This is a genomic window from Mesorhizobium sp. L103C105A0, from assembly GCF_000502215.1.
Lineage (GTDB): Bacteria > Pseudomonadota > Alphaproteobacteria > Rhizobiales > Rhizobiaceae > Mesorhizobium.
Window position 1 is genome coordinate 305,609 of the sequence record NZ_AYXF01000001.1, and the last position, 12,115, is coordinate 317,723.

Annotated in this window: 11 protein-coding genes and 1 pseudogene; 3 read left to right on the forward strand and 9 right to left on the reverse strand. The window is 63.1% G+C overall.

The genetic code is table 11. The features are described from left to right. Positions 1-294: an HlyU family transcriptional regulator gene (locus X727_RS162990; protein ID WP_023701148.1), complete on the reverse strand. Its 294-nt coding sequence runs from the start codon at positions 292-294 to the stop codon at positions 1-3. Between the two features lie 101 nt (positions 295-395). Continuing rightward, complete coding sequence (locus X727_RS162985; protein WP_023733292.1) at positions 396-1,073, reverse strand: PadR family transcriptional regulator; 678 nt, start codon at positions 1,071-1,073, stop codon at positions 396-398. Positions 1,074-1,345: 272 nt separating this feature from the next. Here X727_RS162985 and X727_RS162980 point away from each other — a divergent pair, with 272 nt between their 5' ends. Beyond that, positions 1,346-1,603, forward strand: a complete 258-nt coding sequence (locus X727_RS162980) for a DUF2798 domain-containing protein (protein ID WP_023672449.1) — start codon at positions 1,346-1,348, stop codon at positions 1,601-1,603. A gap of 45 nt (positions 1,604-1,648) precedes the next feature. Here the strand turns inward: X727_RS162980 and X727_RS162975 are convergent, their stop codons facing one another. The 5 genes from X727_RS162975 to X727_RS162955 all read right to left on the reverse strand — a co-directional run bounded on the left by X727_RS162975 (position 1,649) and on the right by X727_RS162955 (position 7,500). Further along, entirely contained in the window at positions 1,649-2,029 is a 381-nt protein-coding gene (locus X727_RS162975) for a DCC1-like thiol-disulfide oxidoreductase family protein (RefSeq protein WP_023833483.1), read from the reverse strand. Positions 2,030-2,098: 69 nt separating this feature from the next. Next, positions 2,099-2,392 carry a GYD domain-containing protein gene (locus X727_RS162970; protein ID WP_023672447.1) on the reverse strand — a complete coding sequence of 98 codons (294 nt, stop codon included), beginning with the start codon at positions 2,390-2,392 and terminating at the stop codon, positions 2,099-2,101. A gap of 190 nt (positions 2,393-2,582) precedes the next feature. Beyond that, entirely contained in the window at positions 2,583-4,607 is a 2,025-nt protein-coding gene (rpoD, locus tag X727_RS162965; protein ID WP_023672446.1) for an RNA polymerase sigma factor RpoD, read from the reverse strand. 412 nt (positions 4,608-5,019) lie between these two features. Beyond that, positions 5,020-6,960 (reverse strand): DNA primase, encoded by a 1,941-nt coding sequence (dnaG, locus tag X727_RS162960; RefSeq protein ID WP_023683795.1) that lies wholly within the window; start codon positions 6,958-6,960, stop codon positions 5,020-5,022. 171 nt (positions 6,961-7,131) lie between these two features. Then, positions 7,132-7,500, reverse strand: coding sequence for an RcnB family protein (locus X727_RS162955; RefSeq protein WP_023672444.1), 369 nt, complete (start codon positions 7,498-7,500; stop codon positions 7,132-7,134). A gap of 388 nt (positions 7,501-7,888) precedes the next feature. Between X727_RS162955 and X727_RS162950 the strand changes: the two genes are divergently transcribed. Further along, the gene (locus X727_RS162950) at positions 7,889-9,553 is read left to right on the forward strand and encodes a Na/Pi cotransporter family protein (RefSeq protein WP_023833484.1); all 1,665 of its coding nucleotides are present in this window, start codon (positions 7,889-7,891) and stop codon (positions 9,551-9,553) included. A 95-nt stretch (positions 9,554-9,648) separates the two neighbouring features. Beyond that, positions 9,649-10,829, forward strand: a pseudogene (locus X727_RS01000000164320) (MFS transporter). A gap of 7 nt (positions 10,830-10,836) precedes the next feature. Here the strand turns inward: X727_RS01000000164320 and X727_RS162945 are convergent. Together X727_RS162945 and X727_RS162940 are read right to left on the reverse strand one after the other, a co-directional pair. After that, positions 10,837-11,394 carry a GNAT family N-acetyltransferase gene (locus tag X727_RS162945; RefSeq protein WP_023672441.1) on the reverse strand — a complete coding sequence of 186 codons (558 nt, stop codon included), beginning with the start codon at positions 11,392-11,394 and terminating at the stop codon, positions 10,837-10,839. A gap of 109 nt (positions 11,395-11,503) precedes the next feature. Then, a complete protein-coding gene (locus tag X727_RS162940; protein WP_032888139.1) occupies positions 11,504-11,953 on the reverse strand; it encodes a GatB/YqeY domain-containing protein in 450 nt (149 codons plus the stop codon). Positions 11,954-12,115: the final 162 nt, after the last annotated feature.

Genomic DNA, 12,115 nt, shown 5'->3' on the forward strand with positions numbered 1-12,115 from the left:
CTACCCGAACATCCTCTCGCCTTGCTCGTCGACCAGTTGCATGCCCTTCTTGATCGAGATGTCGACGGCGTCGCCCAGTCCGGCAAAGCGATCGGCGCGGATGAATTTGTGTTCCTTCATCACGCCGTCGACTTCCTTCGAAACCACGCCGCAGGTCTGGTATTGGCCCCCCTCCGCCTTGTAGGGCGTGGCACTGATCAAAAATCCCTTGTGCTCAACCTGCTTTGCCGGTGCTGCGCTCTTGGGCTCGCCCCCCTCACCGCCACCACCGAAAAGACGCTTCAGAAAAGACATGGGGCTTCCTCCAACGGCAATCATCCTGCACCACGTCTCGCGGTGCAGGATGATTTTCAGTACCGTTCCTCAGTCGAACGGGCAAGCGTTCTCGCCAGGGGTCAACCGCGCGATAGCGCTTCCAGGGCTTCAGCGGCGGCTTCCAGGACTGCAATCGCCTCGGCCTGCTTTTCAGCCGACGCGTCGACGAGATCGCCGAGCGCGGCACGCAGCCGGTGACGCACGGCGCGGAACTCCTCGCGGGCTTCCGAGCGACCCCGTCCACCACGCCGTCCGCCTTCCTCGCCGTCGTCGTTCCAGCCGAACCAGTCCCGCGCTTTCGCCATCTTGCGGCCGAAGCGCTCGAGATGCTCCAGCACGCCGTCGATCATCTCGCGGTTCTCGGCGAGATGCGCCTGGCCCGCCTCGGTGATCGAAAACACCTTCTTGTTGCCGTCGGCGGCTGAAGCCGCATAGCCGGCCTCTTCCAGGAAGGTCAGCGTCGGATAGACGACGCCCGGGCTCGGGCTGTAGATGCCGCTGGTGCGCTCTTCCAGCGCCTTGATGATGTCGTAGCCGTGGCGAGGCGCCTCGGCCAGCAGCGACAGCGTGATCAGCTTGAGATCGCCGTCGGCCAGCATGCGCCCGGCGCGAAACATGTCGCCCGGGCCGCCGCGTCCACCGCCACGTCCGCCATGGCCGAACGGACCAAAGCCGCTGCCCCCTCTTCCACCAAATTTGCCTGCCATGTGCAGGAATGCGCGCTCGGCGCGCTCGCCAAAGGGATGATGTCTGTGCATGAATTGCTCCTTGAGTTATATCTTACGATACATCTTAATTAGGCTTGCCCCGCCGACGAGTCAAGATATATCTTACGATGTATCTAAAGGCGGCGCCAGAAGGTTGATTTCGCCGCCGCCGGCAGCTAGAAAGCGCGTGAGGGCCAAAACCTCTCCGTAAGCGTCTGACGTCAAGCAACGCATCCACCCCGGTCTTTCCGGGCAGTTCCGCCGGAAACCCGGCGCAATGGATGCCAAATGCGACGGACCGGATGTTTCAGGAAAATCCAAAAATGACCACGACCCGTAAGCGCGGCAAGCTGCCGGCGCGCTATGCCGCGATCGTCAGTCCGCTGGTGCTGTCGCTGCTGATGACCTTCATCGTCTCGTTCATATCGACGCTGAAAAGCCTTGGACTGCAACCTGATTTGCCGGCTGTCTGGCTCACTGCCTGGGGCCTGTCCTGGCTGGTAGCGTTCCCAACGTTGCTCATGGTGCTGCCGGCGGTGCGCCGCATTGTCGGCTGGCTTTGCGAGCCGGCGTCCCGGTAACGCCCATGACGGTAAGGCCCGCAGATATCTTCGGGCCTTGCCTCGCTACCAGCGGCCCTTGCGCCGGTTCCAGGCATAGAGAAGATCGGCGAAACGATCATAGGCCAAGCGCGTCAGCGGCAGCGCGACCGGATTGCCGAAGAGCGTCGCCAGCCAGCCCTCGCCCGGCGTCGCCCGCCAGACGGCAACCGCGACATCGGCGCCGACCAGCAGCCTGCCTTCGGCATCGGTGGCATGCAGCCGGCGGCGTATGTCCTCCAGCGAGGCGCTGTAGCCAGAGAGCGCCGCCGGTTCGAGGTTGATGTCGCGGAATTCGATCCGCCCGGCCTTGATCGCCTCGATCAGCCGCCGTTTCTGCCAGGTGATGCCGCCATCGCAAACCGGGCAGCGTGTGTTGTACCAGACGGTCAGCGCAGGCTTGGACATGGCGCGACTATCACCCTGACGGCACGGCCCCGCAATATGACGCCGAGCCGCACGGACCCGCGCCCAGCGCTATCCAAGCGAAGTGACGATCTCGCGATAGGCAAATTCCGGGAAAGCCTTGAGCGTTCGCGTCTTGACGCTGCCACCCGTTGCCAGCATCAGGGCGAAACGAGCAAGCACAGCATCGTCGGGCGCCTCGATAATCGCCACCATGTCGTATTCGCCCATAGTCAGGTAAAACGCCTTGAACGAGCCGCCCATGTCGGCCAGTTGCTTCTTGGCGGCATCGAGCCGCTTCGGCGACTCTCGGATATTTCTGGCGCCCTGTTCCGTCCAGTTCATCAGCAGGATGTAGGTTGTCATCACACACCTCCCTCCGGCGCCACGGAGCACGGCTGAGGACATCAGCCGGGGCGGACATCCGGTTTTTCGCCCAGAACATGCATCCGACCAGGCAAGTATCCTCCCGACGGAGATGGGCGACAAGAGCCTTCACCCGGCAACAAAAAGGGCGCCATCGGCGCCCTTTTCGAATGCTGGTCTGTTGCCGGTATCAACTGTCGAGGAAGCTCCTCAGCTTGCGGCTCCGGCTCGGGTGCTTGAGCTTGCGCAGCGCCTTGGCTTCGATCTGGCGGATACGCTCGCGCGTGACCGAAAACTGCTGGCCGACTTCTTCCAGCGTGTGGTCGGTGTTCATGCCGATGCCGAAGCGCATGCGCAGCACCCGCTCCTCGCGCGGCGTCAGCGAGGCGAGCACCCGCGTGGTGGTCTCGCGCAGATTGGCCTGGATCGCCGCATCGATCGGCAGGATCGCCATCTTGTCCTCGATGAAATCGCCCAGATGCGAATCCTCTTCGTCACCCACAGGGGTTTCGAGCGAGATCGGCTCCTTGGCGATCTTCAAGACCTTGCGCACTTTTTCGAGCGGCATTGCGAGCTTTTCTGCCAGTTCCTCCGGCGTCGGCTCGCGGCCGATTTCATGCAGCATCTGGCGCGACGTGCGCACGATCTTGTTGATCGTTTCGATCATGTGCACCGGGATGCGGATGGTGCGCGCCTGGTCGGCGATCGAACGCGTGATCGCCTGCCGGATCCACCATGTCGCGTAGGTCGAGAACTTGTAGCCGCGGCGGTATTCGAATTTGTCGACCGCCTTCATCAAGCCGATATTGCCTTCCTGGATCAGGTCGAGGAACTGCAGGCCGCGATTGGTATATTTCTTGGCGATGGAGATGACGAGGCGCAGATTGGCCTCGACCATTTCCTTCTTGGCGATCGCGGCTTCGCGCTCGCCCTTCTGCACCTGGTTGACGATCTTGCGGAATTCCAGGATTGAGATCGCCGTCTCGGTTGCGAGGTTCTGGATTTCCGAACGCAGATCCTTGATCGCGTCTTTCTCGTTCTTGGTGAATTCCTTCCAGCCGCGCGAGGTCAGGTTGCCGATCGAGCGCGTCCAGTTCGGGTCGAGCTCGGAGCCCTGATATTCCTTGAGGAACTCCTCGCGGCGCACGCCATAGCTTTCGGCCAGGCGCAGCAGCTTGCCTTCGTTCTGCACCAGCCGCTTGTTGATGTCGTAGAGCTGCTCGACCAGCGCCTCGATGCGCGCCGTGTTGAGCGACAGCGACTTCACCGCCTTGATCAGCTGGTCCTTCAGCTCCTTCAGGCGGCGGTCCTGGCTTGGCGACAGCGTGCCGGTCGCGGCCAGACGGTTCTCGACCTGCTGGTCCTGCAGCTTGCGCAGCTTCTTGTAGGTGTCGGCGATGACGTCGAGCGTCTCCATCACCTGCGGGCGCAGCTCCGCTTCCATCGCCGCCAGCGACAGGCTCGCCTCGTCCTCGTCTTCCTCGTCGTCATCGACCAGGCCGCGGGTGTCGGCGCCGACATTGGTGATGTCGTCTTCCTCGTCGCGTCCACGCCTCGGCTTGTCCTCGGCCTTGGGCGCCTCCTCGATGCGCTCGACCACCGGCGCCTGCTTGGCTTCGGGGCCGGCATAGGTGGCTTCGAGGTCGATGATCTCGCGCAGCAGGATCTTGGATTCGTTGAGCTCGTCACGCCAGATGATGATGGCCTGGAAGGTCAGCGGGCTTTCGCAGAGGCCCGCGATCATCGTCTCGCGGCCGGCCTCGATGCGCTTGGCGATCGCGATTTCGCCCTCGCGCGACAGGAGCTCGACCGAGCCCATCTCGCGCAGATACATGCGCACCGGGTCATCGGTGCGGTCGGTCGGCTCTTTCTTGGTGGTCGTGGCGGCGACGGCGGTGCCGGTCTGCTCGGCCAGTTCGTTGGCGTCTTCCTCGGCGTCGGCATTGCTGTCGGCGGCCTCGGGCTCCTCGCTCTGATCGTCGTCCTCGACCACGTTGATGCCCATGTCGGACAGCATCGCATTGATGTCTTCGATGCGATCCGGATCGGTCTCTTCCGACGGCAGCACCGCGTTCAGTTCGTCGAGAGTCACATAGCCGCGCTTCTTGGCGGCCTTGATCATCTTCTTGACAGCATCATCGGAAAGGTCGAGCAGAGGCCCATCGGTGGCGCCTTCACGTTCGGTCTCGACCTCTTCCTTTTCCTTTGTCGCCATAGTCTTTATCTTCTCCTAGCGGCCGAGCATCGAAGCCGCGTAGCTGCCGCACCGGTCAAACTACATGCGCTGGTGGCGCTTAACCGGGCCGGTAACCGAATCAACTCTTTTGTTTGTTCATATCGTGCCCCCAAAACCGGTTTTCACTTTTGGGCGATATGCATTAAGTCCAGATTAACCCTGATATCTGTGGCAGGCTGACAGCCTGTCCAGTGATCAGCACCTCGCGTCAGTGCATTTCCATCGACGCCGGCGCGGGTTAAGGTTTCGAATCGTCCTGATTCCGTCATTCTGCCAGAAGGTCAAGCGCCTCTCGCATGATTCGCATCAAAAAAGCGAATCAATTACCCGACTTAGAGGCGTCGATTCGACGCGCAGCACGTACAACATTCATTCTTGCGCAGGTTTCGACCTAGACGCGCCCACCCCTGCCCGAGGATACACCGAAGCCTTCGATCAGCGCTTCCGTTGCTTGTACATCACGGAATTGCGCCTGAATCTCGATGAGGTGCCGGTAGTTTTCGTCAGTGGGATCGCTGGCGAGCGCTGCTTCCGCCTGTTTCAGCTCCTTATGTAAGGTGCGCGCGCTGCGCTGCAAGTGCAGCGCCTGGTTGAAGGCGTCGCGGGCATCGTCAAGCGCTGCGGTTTCCAGCGCGGGCCATTGCCTGGCCCGTTGGATGAGCGCCACGGCGCGCCCCCAGATATCGCTGCAGCCGGCACGTTCGATGGTGGCGATCACCGCGCTACGGTCATTGGCCATGTCGTGCGCCATCGCATCGAGGATGGCGGCGTGCAGCCGCTGCAGATCGGTGTTGGCGAGATCGAGGAACTCGACATGGGCGAAGTTCTCGTCGATCAGCGCCGGATGGTTGACGAGGGCTACGATGATCGTCGCCTCGCGCACCGACATCATCTCGCCACCGCGTTTGACCATGGCGGAGCGGCCGAGGCTTTCGGTGATCGCGGCGCGCGCGCCTGCCCCGCTGCCTTTGGCGAACTGTCCGCCGGGTGCGGGCGTTTTGCCCTGCCCCGGTTTCCAGTCCTGGCGACCTTGCCGCACTTCGCGCTGGGCGCTGAAGAAGGTCAGCTCCCGCTCGCGCATCCACTGCTGGTAGTGGTAGCGCTGGCTCTCATCGCGGATGCGGCTGGTCAGTTCGCGCAGCGTCTTTGTCAGCCCCGCCCGCCGCTCCGGCGTGTCGAAGACGCCACCGGATGTCTCACGCATCCACAACAAATCAGCGAGAGGCCGCGCTTCCGCCAGCACGGCACGAAACGCGTCCGGCCCTTCTGCCTTGACCAGATCGTCGGGATCCTTGCCCTCCGGCAACAGCGCAAAGCGCACCGACCGCCCGGCCTGCACCGACGGCAGCGCGAGATCCGCGGCGCGCCACGCCGCCTTCAGCCCGGCCTGGTCGCCGTCGAAGCACAGCATCGGCTCAGGCGCCATGCGCCACAGAAGTTCGAGTTGGTTTTCGGTGAGCGCGGTGCCGAGCGGCGCCACGGCATTCTCGAAGCCGGCCTGCGCCAGCGCAATCACGTCCATATAGCCTTCGACGGCAATCACCGTGCCGCCTTTCGCCAGCGCTTTGCGGGCGCGGGCGAAATTGTAGAGCACGTTGCCCTTGTGGAAGAGCTCCGTGTCGGGCGAATTCATGTATTTGGCCAGCGCATCGGGCGCCAGTGCGCGGCCGCCAAAGGCGATGATCTTGCCGCGCGAATCCGGGATCGGGAACATGATGCGATCGCGGAACCAGTCATAGGAGACCGGGATGTCGTCGCCATGACGCACCAGCCCGCAGGCCTCGATGTCGGCCTTGGGCACACCCTTGGCGGCAAGATGTTCCTTCAGCGCATTGCGGCTGTCGGGCGCAAAGCCCAGCCGGAACGATTGCTGCGTCGCCGGCGTCAGCCCGCGATCCCTGAGATAGGCGCGGGCTTTTGCACCCTCCGGTCCTTGCAGCCGCTCCTGGAAGAAGGCAGTCGCCATCTCCATGACATCGGTCAGACTGGCGCGTTCCTTCTCACGCTGTTCTTCCCGCTCGTCGCGCACCGGCATCGGCACGCCGGCCATGTCGGCGATCTTCTCGACCGCTTCGGGAAAGCTTAATCCGTCGAGCTCGGTCAGGAACTTGAAATGATCGCCCGACACCGAACAGCCGAAACAGTGATAGCGGCCCTTCTTGTCCTCGCAGTGGAAGGAGGGGCTCTTTTCGCCATGGAACGGACAACAGGCCCAATAGTCGCCGCGCGAGGCGTTGGTCTTCTTCCTGTCCCATGCGACGCGCTGGCCGATGACCGATGAAATCGGCACACGGTCGCGTATCTCATCGAGAAAGGCGGGCGGAAAGCGCATTGGGGAACTCGTTTGTCCCTCATATAATCATGCTCGCGGAATCCGACGACCCTTATTGCGGACCATACCCGGTTTCCACAGCCAAAAAGCCCGGTTTCTACAGCCAAAAGAAAGGCGGCCGTTTCGGGCCGCCTCCTTTCAAGTCTCTGCATTGCGCCGGCGAGGCCGGGCTTAATGCGCGGCAATGGCGCCGAAGATGATGCCGGACAGGACGCTGACCAGCACATAGTCGTTGCCGACGCGGATCCATTCCTGGCCGCGGCCGGGGCGATGCAGGCCATAGCGGCCATAATCGCGGATCGGCTGGTGCCGCTTCCAGCTGGAATATTTCTGGCCATTGCGCCAATGGCTGCGCTTGACGACCACCGTCTTCTTCACGACGCGCTTCCTGACATCGACATGCTTGCCGGGCCTCTGCCAGTCGACCCGCGTGTAATTCGACTGCGGTGCGACCGGTGCGTTCACCGGTGCGGCCTGGCCGGTAAGCGAAGTGGCGGCCAGCATCGAGAAAGCGAGGGCGGAAAGAACAACACGTTTCATAGCGGGGCTCCTTGGTTGTCGATGCCTAGGGAATAGCGCCCGAAGGATGAACCGAAACTGAACACTAGCATTACATTTACGTAATGAAATCCGGTGCTTATCCTGGATATTTGAACATCATCGCAAAGGCGATTGCCGGGAGTCCGGCAAACCGGGACGATCCGCTGCCATCACCAGGGATCCGCCATGCAACCATTTGCGCATCCGTCCATTTTCCGACACGCCCTGTCGCGCCGCGACGGCTCTTGAAATCGACAAGATTTTATTACCCGGCTAAAATATTCCGGATATTGTTCAAGACTGTCATGACCATGATTCGCAGCCCCGTTTTCCTCCCTGCACTGCGCGCCCTCCGCGTCGCGGTAGCTGTCTGCGTGCGGGTTTCGAAATGAGCGGCTCCGTCGTCCTGCTGCATCTGGCGGGCGCGGTGGCGCTGATGCTGTTTGCCACCCGCATGGTCAAGACAGGCGTCGAGCGCGCCTATGGCGACGTGCTGCGTCACCGGCTGCGCTCCACCATGCGCAATCCGATCATGGCGGTTTTGGCCGGCTGCGGCCTGTCCATCGCGCTGCAGAGCTCGACCGCCGTCACGCTTCTCGTCGGCTCCTTCGCCGGCGCCGGCATCGTCTCGGGCATGTCGGGCCAATTGGCTGTGCGCGGCGCCGAGATCGGCTCGGCGCTGGTGGTCAAGCTCTTGACCTTCGATCTGACTCTGCTGGTGCCGATCTGCCTCGTCGCCGGCACGGTCATGTTCATGGCCACCGAGCGGCGCGACTGGCGCCAGTTCGGCCGCATCCTGGTCGGCATCGGCCTTTTGGTACTGTCGCTGGAGATGATCGGCCAGGCCTCGGAGCCGCTGCGCCAGAGCACGCTGATGCCGCTCATCATCGAATATTTCTCCAGCGACTACGTCACCGCCTATCTGCTCGCCGCGCTCGTCACCTGGCTGTTCCACTCCTCGATCGCCGCCGTGCTTTTGATGGTGACGCTGGCCGGCCGCGGCTTCATCCCGCCCGAACTGGGCATCGTGCTGGTGCTCGGCGTCAATCTCGGCTCGTCGGTCATCGCGCCGCTGCTCACCCGAAGTGCCGAACCTGGCGTGCGCGTCGTGCCGATCGGCAATCTGTTGATGCGCGGCATGGGCTCGCTGGTGATGCTGATCCTGTTCATGACGCTGAAGCCACCGGTCGCCTTCCTCGGCGCCACCGTGCCCGACCAGATCGTCAACGCCCACATACTGTTCAATGTGCTGATCCTGCTCGCCGGCCTGCCGCTTGCCAGCCCGATCTATCGTGCTTCTGAGAAGATCGTCGCAATGGGCACCAAGCCGGCGCCGGCTACAGAGCTCGATGTGGTCGAACTCTCCGCCCTCAACGACGGCGCGCTCGACGTTCCGAGCCAGGCGCTGGCCAACGCCACCCGCGAGGTGGTGCGCGTCTGCGAGACGGTCGAGATCATGCTCAAGCGTATCATCGAGCTGTATGAAAGCGCCGACGGCGACAAGATCAAGGCGCTGGCCGCCCTTGACGACCGCGTCGACAGGAAGCACGCGGCGATCAAGCTCTATCTGGCCAAATTGACCAGGAACTCGCTCACAGAGGACGAGGCGCTGCGCTGCCAGGAGCTGATAGGCGCCTGCGTCAAGCTCGAGCAGGTCGGCGACATCATCGTGCGCAACATGCTGGTGCATGTGAAGAAGAAGTTCGAGCGCGGGCTGGAGTTCACGCCCGAGGGCTGGAGCGAGCTGCTCGCCTTTCACACCTCGGTGCTGGCCAATGCCAGGCTTGCCTTCAACGTGCTGGTGTCGCGCGACCCTGAGACTGCCCGCCAGCTGGTGCTGGAAAAGGACCGGCTGCGCGACCGCGAAAAGGAAACCAGCGCCAGCCATTTCGTGCGCCTGCGCGACGGCACCGCCAAGAGCGTCGAGACCAGCTCCATCCACCTCGACACCATCCGCGACCTGAAGCAGATCAACTCGCTGCTGGCGTCGATGGCCTACCCGGTGCTGGAAGAGCGCGGCCTGCTCGGCGGCTCCAGGTTGAAGGCGAGCTGATCAAGAAAACCTAAACCGGCCGCAAAAATTTCTGCATTGCCGGCAAGCGCCATCCATGATTTGAGGCCAACTCGTTCAAGGATCGCTTCCGCGCCATGCTTCCGCTCATTGCCCTGTTCATCGCCGCCTTCGCTTTCGGCACCACCGAATTCGTCATTGCCGGCGTGCTGCCGCAAGTGGCCGACGGCCTTGGCGTTTCGATCCCGACCTCCGGCTTCTCGTCTCAGGCTATGCCGGCGGCATCGCGGTTGGCGGGCCATTGCTGGCGCTCGCCACCAAGGGCATTCCCCGCAAGACGCTGCTGCTTTGCCTGACCGTCGCCTTCACCATCGGCCAGGCCGCTTGCGCGCTGGCGCCCGATTTTGCCTCGATGCTGCTCTTGCGCATTGCGGTCGCCGTCGCACACGGCGCCTATTTCGGCGTCGCCATGGTGGTGGCTGTCGGCCTCGTGCCCGAGGACAAGCGCGGCATGGCCGTGGCTGTGATCCTCTCCGGCCTCACCGTATCCAATGTCATCGGCGTCCCGGCCGGCACCGCAATCGGCAATCTCTGGGGCTGGCGCGCCACCTTCTGGGTGATGTGCGCGCTTGGCGTGGTAGCCTTTGCCGCCATGACTGCGCTTTTGCCGCGCGCGACAGGCGCATCAAGGCCATCCGCCAGTCTTGGCAGCGAGGTTCGCGTGCTGGCGCGCCAGCAAGTCTGGACCTCGCTGATCCTGATGCTGATGTTGATGATCGGCCAGTTCGGCCTGTTCACCTACATCACCCCGACCCTGCTTGAGGTGACCCATCTCGACGAGGGCCTGATCCCCTGGGTGCTGCTGCTCAACGGCGTCGGCGCCACCGTCGGTGTGTTTCTCGGCGGCAAGCTTTCCGACTGGAAGCTGATGCCGTCGCTGATCACAATGCTTGCGCTGCAAGCGGTGATGTTGGGCGTGATCTATGCCGTCAGCCCCTACCCCGTGCCGATGGTCATCGCCATCGTTATCTGGGGTGGCCTCAACTTCGCCATAGGCACGCCGATCCAGACCCGCATCCTGGCCTGGACGGCGGACGCCTCCAACCTCGCCTCCTCGCTCATCCCCTCCGGCTTCAATGTCGGCATCGCGCTCGCCGCGTCGCTGGGCGCTGCCATGCTCAATGCCGGCTACGGCTATCGCAGCCTGCCGGTTGTGGGCGCTGCCGCCATGCTGGTGGCGGTGGTGGTGGCACTTGCCTCCTACATCTGGGAGGGGCGCAGCCGGGCAGCGCCGCCGCTGCCAGCAGCGGCCGAATAGCATCGGACTACAAATCGATCCGGAACAACAAACTCTCGGCGCCGCCATACGCGGCGTCCTTGATGAACGGACCGACCACACGGCCGCCATTGGCCAGCACCACCTTCTGCGAGGCCGGATTGTCGAGGTCGGTGGTGAGCTCGACATATGGCAAACCAACAGCCCTCGCCTCGTCCAGCATCAGCCGCAGCGCCTCGGTCGCATAGCCTCGTCCGCGCTTCCACGGCACCACGGCATAGCCGATATGGCCGAGCACATGCGACGGCAGTGCGGCCGTACCCGGCTGCCAGCGAAAGCCGATCGAGCCGGCGGCCTCGCCGTCCCAGATCCAGCGCCGGAAGCCCGGCAGCCGCGGCACGGTCGTGCCGTCCGGCAAGGTAATCGGGCCTCCTTTGGCCTCGGGATCGTCGAGGCTGGCAAGGAACGCCGCGGGATCCTCGTCGATCGCCGCAAGTTGCTCGCGCGTCGCTTCCATCAGCCGGACATTGTCCGGCGACCAGCCACGCTCGAGCGCCGCCTTGTAGGAGGGCAGATGTTCGAGCGTGGGTTTGACGATTTCGATCATGGTGGGTCTCTCCGGCAGGTCAACGCTTGCTCGCTTAAGCCGGTGCGGACCGTTTCTTGCCCAGAGGTAATGCCCCTGCTCTCCTTCGCCATTGAAGCGGTGTCGGCTCCTACTGCAGCAGGCCTTTGACGATGCCGCTGGCCTTGCCGAAATCCATCTGGCCGGCATATTTCTGCTTCAGCGCGGCGATCACCTTGCCCATGTCCTTTTGGCTGGCGGCACCGGTCGCAGCGATCGCCTCGCGCGCCGCAGCTGTTACGGCGGCCTCATCCAGCTGCGTCGGCAGGAAGCCGCGGATGATCTCCATCTCGCCACGCTCCTGCGCGGCCAGATCCGGGCGCTTGCCGTCCTCGAACGCCTTGGCCGATTCCTCGCGCTGCTTCACCATCTTGGCCAGGATCTGCAGGATCTCCTCGTCGCTGGCGGGGTCCTTGGTCGAGCCGCGATTGGCGATGTCGCGGTCGTGGATGGCGGCCTGGATCAGCCTGAGCGTCGGCAGCCGGTGCTTGTCCTGCGCCTTCATCGCGCTTTTCAGGGATTCGGCGATTTTTGCGCGCATGATGCTTTCTCCTTCGAACGGCGCGGACAATAACCGCGGCCCATCCGCAAAGCAAACGCGCCAAAGCCCTGATATCGTTCGACGAAACAAATGCTCGCCGTTTTTGGCACGGGTATCATTGACCGCTCTGGCGCCTTCCCCTATGTACTCGGCCTTGCACAA

What these genes read in the sequence shown, in the direction of transcription:
- X727_RS162990 (WP_023701148.1), bottom strand. Translation starts at nt 294, where the DNA reads ATGTCTTTTCTGAAGCGTCTTTTCGGTGGTGGCGGTGAGGGGGGCGAG.
- X727_RS162985 (WP_023733292.1), bottom strand. Translation starts at nt 1,073, where the DNA reads ATGCACAGACATCATCCCTTTGGCGAGCGCGCCGAGCGCGCATTCCTG.
- X727_RS162980 (WP_023672449.1), top strand. Translation starts at nt 1,346, where the DNA reads ATGACCACGACCCGTAAGCGCGGCAAGCTGCCGGCGCGCTATGCCGCG.
- X727_RS162975 (WP_023833483.1), bottom strand. Translation starts at nt 2,029, where the DNA reads ATGTCCAAGCCTGCGCTGACCGTCTGGTACAACACACGCTGCCCGGTT.
- X727_RS162970 (WP_023672447.1), bottom strand. Translation starts at nt 2,392, where the DNA reads ATGACAACCTACATCCTGCTGATGAACTGGACGGAACAGGGCGCCAGA.
- rpoD (WP_023672446.1), bottom strand. Translation starts at nt 4,607, where the DNA reads ATGGCGACAAAGGAAAAGGAAGAGGTCGAGACCGAACGTGAAGGCGCC.
- dnaG (WP_023683795.1), bottom strand. Translation starts at nt 6,960, where the DNA reads ATGCGCTTTCCGCCCGCCTTTCTCGATGAGATACGCGACCGTGTGCCG.
- X727_RS162955 (WP_023672444.1), bottom strand. Translation starts at nt 7,500, where the DNA reads ATGAAACGTGTTGTTCTTTCCGCCCTCGCTTTCTCGATGCTGGCCGCC.
- X727_RS162950 (WP_023833484.1), top strand. Translation starts at nt 7,889, where the DNA reads ATGAGCGGCTCCGTCGTCCTGCTGCATCTGGCGGGCGCGGTGGCGCTG.
- X727_RS162945 (WP_023672441.1), bottom strand. Translation starts at nt 11,394, where the DNA reads ATGATCGAAATCGTCAAACCCACGCTCGAACATCTGCCCTCCTACAAG.
- X727_RS162940 (WP_032888139.1), bottom strand. Translation starts at nt 11,953, where the DNA reads ATGCGCGCAAAAATCGCCGAATCCCTGAAAAGCGCGATGAAGGCGCAG.